This is a genomic window from Paenibacillus plantarum, from assembly GCF_013141695.1.
Classification (GTDB): Bacteria; Bacillota; Bacilli; order Paenibacillales; family NBRC-103111; genus Paenibacillus_E; species Paenibacillus_E plantarum.
The window spans coordinates 146,024-161,435 of sequence record NZ_WHNY01000092.1; the positions used below are offsets into that span (position 1 = coordinate 146,024).

At 44.0% G+C, this 15,412-nt stretch carries 11 protein-coding genes; 1 reads left to right on the forward strand and 10 read right to left on the reverse strand.

Annotated features, from left to right (window positions below):
• The first annotated feature begins 105 nt into the window (after positions 1 to 105).
• Complete coding sequence (gene namA, locus GC096_RS36795; RefSeq protein ID WP_171637997.1) at positions 106 to 1,110, forward strand: NADPH dehydrogenase NamA; 1,005 nt, start codon at positions 106 to 108, stop codon at positions 1,108 to 1,110.
• Positions 1,111 to 1,163: 53 nt separating this feature from the next.
• Here the strand turns inward: namA and GC096_RS36800 are convergent, their stop codons facing one another.
• The 10 genes from GC096_RS36800 to GC096_RS36845 form a co-directional block, all read right to left on the reverse strand.
• Positions 1,164 to 2,072 carry a M15 family metallopeptidase gene (locus tag GC096_RS36800; protein WP_246303249.1) on the reverse strand — a complete coding sequence of 303 codons (909 nt, stop codon included), beginning with the start codon at positions 2,070 to 2,072 and terminating at the stop codon, positions 1,164 to 1,166.
• 177 nt (positions 2,073 to 2,249) lie between these two features.
• Entirely contained in the window at positions 2,250 to 3,545 is a 1,296-nt protein-coding gene (locus GC096_RS36805) for a homocysteine synthase (protein WP_171637999.1), read from the reverse strand.
• Between the two features lie 414 nt (positions 3,546 to 3,959).
• Positions 3,960 to 5,543: a sulfatase family protein gene (locus GC096_RS36810; RefSeq protein ID WP_171638001.1), complete on the reverse strand. Its 1,584-nt coding sequence runs from the start codon at positions 5,541 to 5,543 to the stop codon at positions 3,960 to 3,962.
• Entirely contained in the window at positions 5,540 to 6,739 is a 1,200-nt protein-coding gene (locus tag GC096_RS36815) for an oligogalacturonate lyase family protein (RefSeq protein ID WP_171638003.1), read from the reverse strand. The genes GC096_RS36810 and GC096_RS36815 overlap by 4 nt, the downstream gene beginning before the upstream one ends.
• Positions 6,740 to 6,857: 118 nt before the next feature.
• Positions 6,858 to 8,408 carry an extracellular solute-binding protein gene (locus GC096_RS36820; RefSeq protein WP_171638006.1) on the reverse strand — a complete coding sequence of 517 codons (1,551 nt, stop codon included), beginning with the start codon at positions 8,406 to 8,408 and terminating at the stop codon, positions 6,858 to 6,860.
• A gap of 132 nt (positions 8,409 to 8,540) precedes the next feature.
• Positions 8,541 to 9,422 carry a carbohydrate ABC transporter permease gene (locus GC096_RS36825; RefSeq protein ID WP_171638009.1) on the reverse strand — a complete coding sequence of 294 codons (882 nt, stop codon included), beginning with the start codon at positions 9,420 to 9,422 and terminating at the stop codon, positions 8,541 to 8,543.
• A 19-nt stretch (positions 9,423 to 9,441) separates the two neighbouring features.
• A complete protein-coding gene (locus GC096_RS36830) occupies positions 9,442 to 10,410 on the reverse strand; it encodes an ABC transporter permease (protein ID WP_171638011.1) in 969 nt (322 codons plus the stop codon).
• Between the two features lie 267 nt (positions 10,411 to 10,677).
• Positions 10,678 to 11,724: a glycoside hydrolase family 88/105 protein gene (locus GC096_RS36835; protein ID WP_171638080.1), complete on the reverse strand. Its 1,047-nt coding sequence runs from the start codon at positions 11,722 to 11,724 to the stop codon at positions 10,678 to 10,680.
• Between the two features lie 274 nt (positions 11,725 to 11,998).
• On the reverse strand, positions 11,999 to 14,308 hold the full coding sequence (locus GC096_RS39440; protein WP_171638013.1) for a helix-turn-helix domain-containing protein: 2,310 nt from the start codon (positions 14,306 to 14,308) through the stop codon (positions 11,999 to 12,001).
• 219 nt (positions 14,309 to 14,527) lie between these two features.
• Positions 14,528 to 15,412 (reverse strand): ABC transporter ATP-binding protein, encoded by an 885-nt coding sequence (locus tag GC096_RS36845; RefSeq protein WP_171638015.1) that lies wholly within the window; start codon positions 15,410 to 15,412, stop codon positions 14,528 to 14,530.

Here is a 15,412-nt window from a genome sequence, read left to right on the forward strand (position 1 = left end):
AAACCAATAAATTCTTATGTGGTCAGAAACTTAAAGTTGATAATTCCAACTGGAATAGTATACAATTAAATAATTATTTCTATCCTTATAAGGAGTTGATTATGCATGTTATTTACACCCTACACCATTGCCGGCATAACCTTGAAGAACCGTATCGTCATGTCACCTATGTGTATGTATGCATCGGATGAATCCGGTGAAATCAAGGATTGGCATCATATTCATTACGCCTCACGGGCCGTTGGCCAAGTGGGACTACTTATATTTGAAGCTACAGCAGTCACTGCACAAGGACGGATTTCAACGCGGGATTTAGGAATCTGGGAGGACTCACATATCGATGGCTTAAAGCGTGTTGTCACGTCCATCCATAGTCATGGCTCTCATGCAGGCATTCAGCTCGCCCATGCAGGCAGAAAAGCCGTCCTAGATACACCCATTATAGCCCCGTCTGCCATCCCTTTCTCAGATACGTTCAAAACACCTGAGGAAGCAACACTCACGGACATTCAGGATACGATCAAAGCATTCGCTGATGCAGCTGATCGTGCCAAGCAAGCGGGTTTTGACGTTATTGACATACATGCGGCGCATGGCTATCTCATTAATGAATTCCTATCTCCCTACTCGAATCATCGTCAAGATGCGTACGGTGGCGATCAAGAGGGACGATTCCGCTTCTTGCGTGAAACGGTTCAGGCTATTCAAACCCGGTGGGATGGTCCCCTGTTTGTCCGTATTTCGGCTCATGAGTATGTGGAAGGCGGACTTACACCGCAGGATCATGTCTATTTCGCGACTCAACTCAAAGAACTTGGCGTCCATCTGATCGATGTCAGCTCCGGCGGCAATGCACCGATCGTTCCGCACTTTTTCCCAGGCTACCAAGTGCCTTTCGCCGAAGAAATTCGCACCAAAGCCGACATCCCTGTCGGCGCTGTCGGATTGATTACAGAACCACAGCAAGCCGAAGAGATTCTTCAGAATCACCGTGCCGATCTTATTTTTCTAGGTAGAGTGCTGTTACGAGACCCTTACTGGGCAAGATCAGCCGCCCGTGACTTACGTGTTGAGCTTACTCCACCAGGACCTTATCAACGAGGATGGTAAAAGCAAAACCCCACTTGGACTGCAAAAGTCCAAGTGGGGTTTTGAGCATACATTTATTTCGAAACTGGAACGGTATGGTAATATTCTTCCATCGTCAAGTTCTTCGCCTGGATTTCATTCGCAATGTCTGCTCCCACATATCGCAAATGCCATGGCTCATATTGATAGCCTGTAATGGCTGCTTTTCCCTGTGGGTAGCGGATAATAAAACCATACTCACCCGCGTGCTTCTCTAACCAAATCGCTTCTTTCGTTCCACCAAAACAATCCGCAGCTGCACATTTCCCATTGCTGCCGGTAACATCGATAGCAAGCCCTGTTTCATGCTCACTAGTTCCAGGTACCGCGCTGTAAGTTTTGGCTTTTTCTTCGCCATCCTTTTTGACGTAACTATCAAATAGGGCTTTCTGTGTGGCATACGAACGGTATGCAGAAACACCTGCTAACGGAACACCATCTTTTGCCGCTCCAGCGAATAGCTTCTCTATAGCAGTTGCTGCGACTTGGCGCATTTTCCGCTTATCAATTTTTTCGCTAAATGTAAATGCAATGTTCGGATAGACAAGATCTGTCGGCTCATAGCTGGAAGGCAACGCGTTCTGCTTATTGACCAGAGCTGTAATACTTTCCGGTTTAGCAATTACCTGAACCGCGCCATTCTTAGGTGGTGTATTACTCGCCGCGGGTGAAGCCGCTGGACTAGACGATGGTTTCGCAGTAGCAGTAGCTGCAGCCGTTGACGAAGCCGTCGGTATTGTCGTCGGTGTCGCTCCAACACTTGGTGAAACCGTTGGAGCAGTCGTTGCACCACCTGTTGTTGTTGGCACAGGCGAAACCGTAGATATGACATCACTTTTATTCCCGCAACCTGCCACAATAGTTAAAGCCATTAGGATCGCGATCGATATGTTCATTTTAGTTTTCGTTTTGTTAACCATGTTGTCTTTCCATTTCCCTCTCATTTCTTGTCTTCATGCCTCCTAGAAGTTCTATATCTTTTCAAAATAATAGACAGCTATTTAATTAAAAAAGTTTCATACCTGACGATCATTCCTTCAACTTAAAAAGGCTGCATTTAGGTTGAGCTCCTAAATCGCAGCCTTCTCATATTTTATGCGGAACGGGTTAATGTTTCAAGTTTACTTCTGACTAGCGATGATCGCTTGTTCCAAATCATAAATAATATCTTCAATCGCTTCTGTTCCAACGGATAGACGGATAAGTCCAGGAGATACACCAGCTGATGCTTGTTCCTGCTCATTTAATTGCGAATGTGTCGTGCTTGCAGGATGAATAATTAAGGATTTGGAATCACCCACATTGGCCAAATGAGAGAATAACTCTACAGCATGTATCAGCTTTTTGCCCGCTTCGATGCCGCCTTTAATACCAAAGCTCAATATGGCGCCTTGACCCTTCGGTAAGTATTTCTTAGCCAGTGAATACGACGGGTGACTTTCTAAACCAGCATAGCTTACCCACTCCACGGACTCATGTGCTTCTAAATATTGAGCAACTTTCAATGCGTTGGAGCTGTGACGCTCCAGACGAAGATGCAGCGTTTCTAAACCTTGTAATAATAGGAATGAACTATTCGGGGATAGGGATGCTCCCAAATCTCGTAATAATTGCACGCGTGCCTTGATAATATAGGCAATCGGACCGACCGCTTCCGTATAAACAACACCATTATAACTCGGGTCTGGTGTCGTCAAGCCTGGGAATTTGCCGCTTGCTGCCCAATCGAACTTCCCGCCGTCGACAATAACCCCACCGATCGTCGTACCGTGACCTCCGATAAACTTGGTCGCAGAATGCACCACAATATCGGCGCCATGCTCAATTGGTCTAAGCAGATACGGACTTGGGAATGTATTATCTACGATAAGCGGAATACCATTTTCATGCGCAATCGCCGCTACAGCTTCAATGTCCAAGACATCCCCTTTGGGATTGCCAATGGATTCAGCATAGATGGCTTTCGTCTTCTCCGTAATCGCAGCTCGGAAATTATCAGGATTACTAGCATCAACGAACTTCACTTTAATCCCTAATTTAGGCAATGTATTGGCAAATAAATTATAAGTCCCGCCATATAAAGCCGAAGCCGATACGATTTCATCACCAACTTCAGCAATGTTCAGAATCGAAAACGTGATGGCTGCTTGACCGGACGCCACCGCAAGCGCGGCAGGCGCACCTTCCAGTGCAGCAATACGTTGTTCAAATACATCTGTCGTTGGATTCATAATCCGTGTATAGATATTACCAAATTCCTTCAGTGCAAATAAATTCGCAGCATGGTCGGTGTCGTTGAACACATAGGACGTCGTTTGATAGATAGGAACCGCTCGTGAATTAGTCGTGGGGTCAACCTTTTGACCTGCGTGAATCGCTAGTGTTTCTGGTAAATGTTTACGTTCCGAATTTGACATGAATATGCCTCCTAGGATTAATAGATGTATTAATTAAACGGCAAAAAGTAAAATTGATAATTCCCACTGGAATAGTATGCTATAATTCTAATGGATAATTATACCTACTGTCAATATATCATACGAGTTATACATTTTGGGAGAAAACCTGGATAATTTCTAGGTATAAAACATAGAAAAATAGCCTGTATTATAAATAATCCAGGCTTCTCCTAACAAATCAAAATAATTTCAGAATTTTGAAATCGAATATTCGTTAAGATTGGCGTATTCCGCTATAGCGGAGCCATCTGACGAAATCCGATCTTTCCGTCTCACCGCGGCTTCCCAAAAGCCTTTCCTTCATCGACCCAATGCCAAAGGATTATGATAAATAATCTTCTCCATAGAGAAGATTTCATTCCAATCCATGTTTTACATGTCCCCTCCCATTAAGCGGATAAGCTTGCTCCAATCCCCACCCAATTCTTTCCAGAACCACGAGCGCTGCTGTTCGGAAAGCCATGATGGAGGAACTCTGGAATCCCAAGGCATTCTCGAGAACGGTCGTGGATTAGATGTGACTTCTTTCGGCTGAAATGGCATCACCTTCAACTTACTCCCTGTTTCATCGAGAGCAATTTCAGGATTCCCATAGTTGATAACCCAATGAATAGCTTCCTCTTGATGCTCTTTTATTACGTGTTGAAAGTCGGGATCATCCGCCAAATCAATAAGTTCATGCGGGTCGCTTAAGAGATGATACAGTTCCTCATATCCGCCGTTCTGGTAAAAAAGATATTTCCACTCTTTGCTGCGGACATGGAGCATATAGTTGGGTGCCACATAGAATTCAGAACACACTACATTTCGCCGAACCGAGGAAGGTTCCGAGAGCAGTTCCAATAGATCCAAACCAGATCTGCCATCGTACTTGCCCTTTTCACTTGTCCGATTGACGAGAGTAGGAAAAATATCAAGCAAGGTAGTCAATTCTTCACAGCGGGTACCCGGATGAATAACACCGGGCCACCACGCTAGCATCGGGATGTGCAGACTGCCTTCGTACCCTAAATTCTTATGCCATAACCGATGGTCGCCAAGGAGCTCCCCGTGATCGGAAGTGAAAATAACGAGCGTATTCTCCGCCAGCCCTTCTTCCTCCAACGTTTGCATAATCCGACCTATTTGTTCATCAATAAACGTAATATTAGCATAATAATAAGCTCTGTTTGTAAGAATAGCTTTTTCCGAGTAAAGATCAGCTTCCATCGCTTGACGATGCGATCCCAGATAAGGATTTTTCGATGTTCCATCTTTTTCGGACACCCAAGGCCTTGGCATTTCTTCCGGCGCATACAAATCCGTCAAGTGCGAAGGACAATCGAAAGGAGCATGAGGCTTGACGAACGATGTCCATAGGAAAAAGGGCTTGTTAGAGGGTCTTTCCGTTTTAAGCCATTCTACGGTGCGATCGCCGCACCATTGTGTAATATGAAGCTCTTTGGGCAGGCCGTTCACGAGTGGCTTAAGCTCGTTATAACCTATCTCGGGAGGCTTCTCCCATCCCCAGGCATCGTGCTCCATCAAGAAGCGGTCATAATCATCAAACCGAATATCCGCTAAGCTTCCAGCCGTACGAACGCCTCTCATTTCTTCAGATAAAATAAGATGATCCATCCCATAAGTTTGCTCATCTGGTGTAAAATGCATCTTCCCAATCGCCTGATTGTGATAACCTGCTTTAGACAAATAAGCTGCAATCGATTCATCGGCAGTAATGGCAGGCGCTGATTCATTATTGAATACATTCGTCTTTCCAGCAGCGAAACCCGTCATCGTACAGGCTCTGGCAGGAGCGCAGAGCGGATTCGGGGTAATCGCATTTTCGAATACGGCCCCTTCCTGCGCTAATCGATCCAAATGCGGCGTTTTAATCGTTTCATTCCCATAAGCCCCTAACGTATCCCATCGCTGCTGGTCCGTAAAAATGAGAAGTAGATTGGGTTGTGACTTCATGTAACTGGCATCTCGGGTAAAGATTCGAATGCCGGCACGTCGACCATGTACAAGTTACCGTATCCCGACATATCACTTGTAAACAGGACATACTTGCCGTCCGGACTTAGTCTCGGATGAACGTGAAGATTTTGCGAATGGAAACTTCCCCTGTGCTTGCATAATATACGCGGACCTTTAAATCCAGCCCCTTCATTGCGCCATACCTGAATCGTATCTTGAAATTGCTGACCATGATAAGCGCTCGTTTGCTGACCATCACCAATAACAAGAGAAAGATCATTAGAATGAACATGCATATTTTGAAAAGGAAACTCGTACTGTTCGACATGACTATTATCAAAAAGGACAGCCCCGATAATTTTCCCGGTATGATCTTCTAGAGAATTAGTAAAACCGTGGTAACCGATATGTATGCCGTCTGACAACCAATATTCGTGACCAACATATTCATTGGGCATCTTGTCCTTTACCTTCCAATACTGCCCGGTAGCGATATCCAGCACCCAGATTCGATGATCAATCTGTTCCCAAGGCCCTTCATGGCAAAATGTTAACAGATGAGATTGCGTTGGAGACGTATTGACGTGGCCGATCCACAACTGGTCTTCATGAAGTTTTTTCACTGTCCCATCAATAGGCGAAACTCCCATAATCATACTGTGCGGCTTCGCACGGAAATACTCCTCAAAACCCAAGTATCCGTTCTTGGTATCCATCACGATACTTTGCGTTAAATCCTTGTTCAGGCCAAAGCATAACCATTGCCCATCTGCGGTGCAGCTCAAGCTGCCGAATTTATAGTTCTCTGGAATCGTATAGAGAATCCGTTCTTCCATCGTTCCCAGGTTGATTGCCATGATGGAATTGTCATAGTAGAAATAAGCCTCATGTCCGTCTGGATGAAGAAAGGTCCCTTGAATCCGGGATTCACGGCCACGTTCCAAATCCGTTAATTGGGTAATCACGCCATCGTGTAGATCCATGCTGTACAAATTGGTAACATTCTCACGATCTGATCCAAAGATCAGCTTCCCATCCCCGTAGAATCCGTTATTGGTAAAATAAATATGATTACTATGTGAACAGTGATTTGTTAGCTGAGTTACGGTGACGCCTGTTAGTAAATCACTAAAACTGCGCCGTTCCGAAGGCCAAACCGTTCCTTTACCGCCTCTGGTTCTTGCCATTGTCATCGCAATCGCTCCTTTAGTTGTAACGTACAAGTCCAATCCGAATACCTTGAGAGAAAAAGCCCAGTCCTATGAAGCGACTAGACCTTCTCCTCTAATAAATAGTTACTCACTTATCTATTTATTTAGCCTTGCTTGCAGCGAAAGCTTCGCTTATTTCTTTCGTATAATCATCGCCACCGCTTTTTTTCCACAAATCCATTTCGGTTTTATAGCCGGCTTCATCGATTTTGCCGACAATAAATTTAATTCTAGCGTCTTCCACCATTTGATCCAATTGCGCACCTTTTTGCGTATAGGTTGCAGTTGTAAATGGTTCTCCAGGATTTGTAACAATGATTTTCTCATTTGCCTTTTGCACATCGACTGACTTCGTGCGAAGCGGTGTAGACGGTTTAAACATGTCAGGTATAATATACGGAATTGAAGATAAAATCTGGTTCATATTCTTGTTATTAATATCCGGAGCCATTGGGTCAGTCGGAACGATTAGAATAACTTGTTTACCGTCTTCCACTTTATAATGGACTCCTTCAATACCAAAGTTGAGTAATGCTTGCATTTCTTTATCATTGGTCTTATCTAAGAAAGCAAGCACTTTCTTCAGATCAGCTTCTGTTTTAACACTAGATTTCGAGATGAGGAACATGCCATTGTGTCCAGCTGTCGGTTGATTATGAAGACCGGTAGGGCCGCTTACAGCACCAATTAAATCTATACTGCCTTTCGGATTGACTTGTTTCATTTTCTCTTCAATTTGATAGGAACGTTCTGTGACGTCAACCGCTACACCCGCTTGTCCGTTAATAATCGGGTCATTCCATTTCGCCGAATCATATACCGCAAAATCTTGATTGATTAACTTCTCGTCATACAGTTTTTTGAAAAACTTGAGTGCATCCATGTATTCTGGAGTCAAATGGGCAGGTATCAGCTTGCCGTCTTTCTCGGCCCACTTATTCGGAGCCCCGAACCAAGTTTGCATAATATCAAAAGGGCCCGCATATTTAGTTATGACCATGCCATACGTATCATCTTTGCCGTTTTTATCTGGATCGTTTTTGGTAAATGCTTTTAACATATTGTAAAACTCATCAATGGTTTTCGGTTCCTGCATGCCTAAAGCATCAAGCCAATCCTTACGGTAGCTGATCCCCATACGTCCGATCGGACGGGATACATAGAGACCATAGTATTTACCGTTTACGGACGTATTGTTAAGAACAGTTGGGTTCGCTTGCTTAAGATTCGGATAATCTTTGAGATAAGGACCTATTTCCCAGAATGCGCCTCCTTTAATCGCGTTGGCAACAGCAGGCAGTTTTGCATTATTCACAAATAATAGAGAAGGAATCGAACCAGAAGCAAGCGTTATGTTCAGTTTATCGTTATAGCTTGCATCAGGAACAAATTGAAAATCTATCTTCGTGTTCGTATATTCCTCTACTTTTTTCCATACTTTACTTTCTGGGGTAGCCGTATCATTGTAGTAGCTCTTCAGCATAATACTGATTGGTAATGGCTTTTCAACTGCTGCCGTCGTTGCTCCTGCGGTTGCCTTAGCTGTTGCTTTAGCCCCGTCGGTATTCGAACTGCACCCCGCAATAACTGTAACTGCTAATAACACGCTAGTTGTTGCATACAATGGTTTTTTCTTTTTGTCCCAATTCATATTCTTTTGCCTCCCTTTGTCAAATCAAAAATGGTTTTGTATATGATGAAGCAAGCACCTGTCGTCAATACCTTATCGGTCTTGAACCGATGCTGCGACAATCCGAACATAATCCCTTCACATAGAAAACGATTAACCTTTCACAGCACCAATTAAAACCCCTTTAGCAAAATACTTTTGAATAAATGGGTAAACCATCAAAATCGGTAATGTACCCACGACGATGATTGCCATTTTAATCGATTGATCCGGAGGTTTTACGTAAGTAGGATCGTAAGTTCCCATTTCTAGTGAGCCCGTTGCCATTAGTACAATTTGCCGCAATAGCACTTGCATCGGCCACTTCTTGGCGTCTGATAGATAGATCAGTGCGTTAAAGAAATCGTTCCAGTGTGCAACAGCGTAGAAAAGAGCGAATGTCGCGATTACGGGTTTAGAAAGCGGTAGAACAATTCGCCACAGTACACCGATATCGTTGCACCCATCAATTCGGGCTGATTCAATCAGTTCGTTAGGGATTTCTTGAAAAAATGATTTTATAACTATCAAATTAAAAGCGTTGATCGCGACAGGCAACATGACCGCCCAGTAGGTGTTCAATAGTCCCAAACTTTTCACAACCAGATAAGTAGGAATAATTCCACCGCTAAACACCATCGTGAAAATGATCATGTTCATAAAGACATTACGGCCAATCATTTGGCTCCGCGATAACGCATAGGCCATCGTAAAGGTAAAGAAAAGATTTACAAGAGTCCCCCCAATGGTTACAAATACGGATACTCCCAAACTTCGCGGTAATGTATTATCTTTAAAAACAAATTTATAGGCATCAAATGTAATGTCTTTGGGAATGAGGAAAAAGGATCTGCTACCTATCTCGAGATCACTTGCGAACGATCCCGCCACGATATACATGACCGGAAGGATCATGACAAGGGCAACGACAGCAAGAAACAAATAATTGGCGATATCAAACAATTTTTCACCTAAAGTCAAGTGACGTGTGTTCATCGTACTTTCCTCCTTTCAATCAAAATATACCGGAATGCCCAGCCCTTTTGGCTAAATAATTCGTTGTAAATACGAGAAAGACACCGATTACGGCTTTAAATAGCCCTACTGCCGCGCTGTAACTGAAAGCGCCCTGAATGATCCCGGCTGTGTACACATACGTGTCAAATACCTCAGCAACAGATCTGTTTAATGGATTAATCATCAATAATACTTGTTCAAACCCGCGGTCCATAAAGTGACCCATCCGCAAAATCAGCACGACAATGATCGTTCCCTGAATAGCTGGCAGTGTAATATGCCAGAGCTGGCGAAATCGGTTGGCCCCATCAACAATTGCCGCTTCATATTGCTCTTGATCTACGCCTGCAAGCGCAGCGAGGAAGATGATCGTTCCCCAACCCATCTCTTTCCAAATACTCTGTGTGATAATCATGGAACGAAACCAGTTTTCACTAGTTAGAAAGTCTATTTTATGTCCGAATACCTTCAGCATCAATTCATTGATGACTCCACCTTCTGTCGTCAAAAGAAGATAGGAAATACTTGCAACGATAACCATCGAAATAAAATGTGGGATATATATTAGCGATTGAATAAAACGTTTGTAAAAAGATTTGCGAACTTCGTTTAATAAGATAGCCAGAATGATTGGCGCCGGGAAGAAAAACACCATATCGTACAAACCAAGCAAAAGCGTATTGCGTATCAATTTGAAGAAGACAGGATCTTGAAAAAATTGTTTGAAATTATCTAGTCCGACCCAATCGCTTTTCATAAAACCGACATAGGGTTGATAATTTTTGAAGGCAAGAAGGACCCCCCACATCGGAACATATTTAAAAATAATAAAGTAGGCTAATCCCGGCAGCACCAGCAGCAGCAAATATTTATCTCTTACCACTTTAGCTATTAACGTGCTTCGCTTGGAAGTTCTAACGGCTGGGACAGGCACGACGTGCTGTTCAGCATCTGAAGTTTTGATCATGTTCTCACTCCTTCGCAATTAAAATTTTAACTTGTGGCTCTGTAAGTCCCACACTAAAAGATTCATAAATTTCTGACAATAACACTTTTTTAAAAATCGCTTTCTTCAAAATAGTATGAGTCCAGAAAAAAAGTATTAACAACAAAATAAGGCCTTGCACAAAGGTATTCTGGTTTGAAATAACTCAGAAAAAATGTGTTATCACAGGAAAGCGGCTGCCACTGCAGCCGCTTTCCAATTGAAGTATGAATGAGTTGAACACTATCTTTACTCGGTTTGTGAACTGTCCTTTACCCATTTGTTCGTAAGAAGCGAAGATAGGAATACCAACGCCAGGCCCTGTCCCCAACCTTGTATTCGCTGATGGGCAACCCCTAAATAGCCGTCGGCATCTTTCATCACAGCCGTTCCTGCTGATACGTCCATTACTGTACCGTTATTCGATATTTTCGATAGTATGGCAGGCACGGCCTTCTGAATGTATGTATTGTACATAGGGGCGCCAATGGCTTCGTTATATCGAATCAATCCGGCGGCAAGCCCCGCAGAGCCTGATGTTTCTTCATAAGCGGTCGGATCGTTCAGTACGGTATGCCATAGACCGTGAATGGATTGAAGCCGAACGATGCTGCTAAGCTGATCACGCAGTGAATCGTACATTTTCATATAAGACGGATGTGTGACTTCTACAATATGAAGAGCTTCCGCCATCGTGTATGCCGCCCATGCATTGCCTCGTGCCCAATAAACCGCGGACATGTTGTTCTGGGCGATATGATCCCAACCGTGAACATACAGATTCGTTTCAGGATCCTGCAAGAAGCGCTCGTGTGCATGATACTGCAGTAAGCCATCCTCCAGCCAATCGTTTCTGCGAAGCAAAGTACCTATTCGGATGAGAAAATATCCGGCCATAAACATCGTATCGACCCAAGCCTGCTGCGGGAAATCGTAGTTTTGCGATACGGTATGCTGAAACACGCCATCATCGAAGCGAACTGCATCAGTTCGCAAGAATTCCGCCATTTGGACGGCTACATCCAGATACCGTTCCTCTTTGGTTTGTTCATACAGTATTAGCAAGGTATGACCGATGGATACCGCATTAACGGTTAAAGTAGGTATACCATCCTCCAGCTGCTCATCGATCCACGTTTGCAATTGATCCAAATACTTCGCTTCACCTGTAGCCAGATAAGCTTGGCCTACTCCGTAGAAAGCGACTCCAGCCGGCCAATCCCATGTCATATCCATCTGAAAGGTTCTCGTTACAACCCGATCGATGGCTTGTTTAATATCCGTTTCATTGATCATTACATATTTCAAAAAAATTCCTCCCCGCACATTAAAAATGGAATGTTTAGACTGCAATGCGCTTACTCGTTGAGCATATTCATAAATTCAGCACTCAGCTCCAAATTCATTTTGTGTCATGGATCAAGACTAATATCTGCTGAAATTTCCTTCAACAACACTTTTTCATTTCATCTATGATGGGAGCTTTCACTTTTTTTACAGGAATAAGACTTTTTTTCAATCACAAAAAAACACAAACCGCCATTGCGGGCGGTTTGTGGCCATATTGCTATTAATTTCGGTATAAATCCCGATATTGGCTTGGTGTTATACTTTCTTGTTTCTTAAAGATCCGGTTAAAATAGCTTGGCTGATATCCAACCTTCTCGGCAATGTCGTTGATTTTCAAATCCGTGTCACGCAACAGATCCTTCGCTTTATCAATACGCAGCTCGGTTAAATAGTCGATGAAATTTATACCATTGACCTGTTTGAACGCTTTGCTTAACGCAACCGTATTCGTGCCTGCTTGATCGGCGCAGCTGTCTAGTGATATTTCCTTCATATAATTGTTTTGCAAATAAATCATCGCAGTTTCTACGGTCTTTTTCACTTGCGAGTCAGAGCGTGATTCCAGTTCCAGTATGCAGGGACTCACTACTTTGTCGTGAAACCAGGCGATCATTTTTTGCTGGTCTCCGATTTGCATGAGTTGTTCGTACAAATTGGCCGATTTGAACATACGGTTTGGATCCAAACCTGCAAGTCGAATAGCATGCAAGATACTGCCAAGCAGTTGGAGCGCTCCCTGGTGAATGTCAATTATTTTTGCACCACGTTCAATCAGCTCCTCCAGGAAGGTCTGAATAAGCTGTTTCGCCTCATCTTTCTGGGCTGTACGAAGCGCTTGAATGATTTCTCTTTCGAGTGCAAAAGGATAATGAATCTCCTGGTTCTCTTTATCGTACTCATCCAGAGACTCCAAATCGATAATTTGGTTCCGGCTCTCGAAGCGGCGTCTGCTAGATGCTTGCATTGCTTCCTCAAATCGGGAGGGTACATGAATGATAGATACAGCGATACCACCGATCGTAACCGAGACGTACACGTTGAGCACATGATGAATAGCTTGGGTCAGTTCCTGACTAAAGCTTCTGAATGCTTCCTTCAGTTCACTTTCGGTTTCTGTTTCGTCCGGAACGATGACGAGTAGACCTACTGATAAATCGTGGAAATTCATCACTTCCGCTTGCTCGAAACGGCTTTCTGCGAGCTCCTTCATAATATTCGCAGCAACGAAAGTGACGAGACCTTCATCGCCAGACGAGAAGCGTCCTTCCAAGTTTTCAAAACCGCTCAAATGGATGTACAACACAGCGTAATGTCGATTATCCACCGACCAGCCGAAATTACGCATCCTCTCCAGAAGAGCCTGCTCGGAGTATGAATAGAGATACCCTTGAACTAGTTGAAGCAGAAAGCCCTCCTTGAGATGAGGTAATTGCTGTTCCAACCTATTCTGAAGCGTCATGCTCTCTCTAGTCAGGTGCAGCCATTCTTTCTCAATTAGTTTAAAATCATCATGATGTTCGTTCCCTAACCCCGTTAAAGCTGTATTTCCCGTCAGCATGCGAACTAACTGGGCGATAGGCGAATAGATGCGTCGTGATGCAAGCCAAGATAAAACGAATGCGAGCAGCAGCATCGCGATGCTTAACGTCAAAACGAGTTGAGAAATAAAAACGACTGGCTTTGTAATCACGCTGATGGGAGATGCAGTAACGTACTTCCAATCGGTACCAATGCGTGACATCGTACCAAAGGATACGGTGTAGGTCGCTTGGTTCCAATCAAACAGAAATGAGCCTGATTTAGTCTTGCTGGCAAGAACCTCTCTCTTAATGGCTTCTTCCAGCTGCGACGCTGACTCTTGCCCTGAGCTAGATAGCAATTGCTCGCCATTCTCGTCCAACAGGAACGTCCCCCCGTCGTCATAAGGGGCCAACGTTTGCAGTAGTTTGACGACCCTCGTCGTTTCGATAGTGACCGCAATGATACCGAAAGGCTTCTCATCGGTTTCAGGTATTTTTACCATTAAAGATAATGAGTTATCACTTGGAGAATCCGATTCGGACTTAATCTGTGACCAGAACACGTTCTTATCATGCGCGAGCAATTGCCTGTATCCGTTGATCTGCGCAGCATCCGTTAATGCCTCGTATTGCGGATGAAACCGCACGGGGGCTGGCCCTTCCAAGAACAACTCTGCTTCAATAGCCAGCGGATTGGCACCTTTCATATTGGCTAAAGTCTGTGTAATGTTGCGAGCAATCTCAAAATCGCGCGATAGACTTAAACTCGATAATGAGTAACTGAAATTTGGATCGAATGCCCAATGCATGACAGACGTTTCCAAGTAAGAGAACTGTTCGTCAATATTTGTTGCTCTCAGTTGAATCTGTTTATTGTGCATCTGAAGCAGCTCATTTTCCAGTCGTCCTCCTGCCAGCCAATTCATTAATCCTCCGAAGATAAGTCCAGGAATACTGGAAATGAGCAGAATAATAATCCAATTATTTCGAAACCGCTTACTTTTAAACACGAGCTCACTTCCCCCTTATGTAATTATTTATAACACCTTGTCCATGCAATTAAACCTACCTTTTATCATGATAACGTTCTTTCCTTAGGTATGTCTATCAACTAGTTCACCTGCATGACCTTCCACCGTTGAAATTAGTCTTATAATTGCTCTCTTATCAAAAAGGGTAAAATGCAAGGAAAACCCGTCATCGAATTCAACTTCGATGACGGGTTTTCCTTATGTTTTGTCCTTTGGGAGTAGTATAATCCGTCCATTTTCCATTTCTACACGCATTTTATTCGTCCCCGCAGCACCAATGGATTCCAGATAATTGGCCGGAATTTGCAATCTGCCCGCTTTGTCGACGACTGCATATTCAACATGGGAATCTTCTTCTGACGAAATAATCCCCTGCTCCAGCTCCAGTAATTCTTCCTGATACGATTTGCGTCGTAGTATCTCAGAGGAGGTTTTGCCGTCACGAATCGCAACGACACGGTCTACCTTCTTCGCTAGATGAGGATCGTGCGTAACGATCACGACGGTCAGACCGAAGCTGCGATTCAGCTCCCGAAACAGATCAAGGATCTGATTCGCCATCTTCGTATCGACAGATCCGGTCGGTTCGTCCGCCAGCAAAAGCCTAGGCTGATTGGCCAGTGCAATCGCGATTGCGACGCGTTGCTGCTCACCGCCAGACAGCTCATTAAGTTTGTTATTTCTACGATGGCTCAAACCTACAGCATCCAATAAATCCAGCGCACGATAGCGTTTGCGTCGCCCCTGCAGCAGAATGGGCAATTCTACATTCTCCAATGCCGTCAAATAGGGAATCAGGTTACGGGCATTATTTTGCCATACGAAGCCAACGGTCTCCCGCTTATATTTGACCAAATCGGACTCTTTAAACTTCAATAAATCTTTCCCGTCCACACTCAGATTACCAGCCGATGGTCGATCCAGCCCTCCCAGCATATTGAGCAGCGTCGATTTCCCACTCCCGCTATTGCCGATAATGGCCATCAACTCCCCTTCTTGAATATGAAGGTCAAGACCTTGCAGCGCAACAACTTCAAGATCTGCTGCCTTATAAATTTTAACTAAATTCTCACAATGAATCAT

Excerpts from the sequence above, each read along its gene's own strand:
- namA (WP_171637997.1), top strand. The coding sequence starts at position 106 with ATGTTATTTACACCCTACACCATTGCCGGCATAACCTTGAAGAACCGT.
- GC096_RS36800 (WP_246303249.1), bottom strand. The coding sequence starts at position 2,072 with ATGAGAGGGAAATGGAAAGACAACATGGTTAACAAAACGAAAACTAAA.
- GC096_RS36805 (WP_171637999.1), bottom strand. The coding sequence starts at position 3,545 with ATGTCAAATTCGGAACGTAAACATTTACCAGAAACACTAGCGATTCAC.
- GC096_RS36810 (WP_171638001.1), bottom strand. The coding sequence starts at position 5,543 with ATGAAGTCACAACCCAATCTACTTCTCATTTTTACGGACCAGCAGCGA.
- GC096_RS36815 (WP_171638003.1), bottom strand. The coding sequence starts at position 6,739 with ATGACAATGGCAAGAACCAGAGGCGGTAAAGGAACGGTTTGGCCTTCG.
- GC096_RS36820 (WP_171638006.1), bottom strand. The coding sequence starts at position 8,408 with ATGAATTGGGACAAAAAGAAAAAACCATTGTATGCAACAACTAGCGTG.
- GC096_RS36825 (WP_171638009.1), bottom strand. The coding sequence starts at position 9,422 with ATGAACACACGTCACTTGACTTTAGGTGAAAAATTGTTTGATATCGCC.
- GC096_RS36830 (WP_171638011.1), bottom strand. The coding sequence starts at position 10,410 with ATGATCAAAACTTCAGATGCTGAACAGCACGTCGTGCCTGTCCCAGCC.
- GC096_RS36835 (WP_171638080.1), bottom strand. The coding sequence starts at position 11,724 with ATGATCAATGAAACGGATATTAAACAAGCCATCGATCGGGTTGTAACG.
- GC096_RS36845 (WP_171638015.1), bottom strand. The coding sequence starts at position 15,412 with ATGATTCATTGTGAGAATTTAGTTAAAATTTATAAGGCAGCAGATCTT.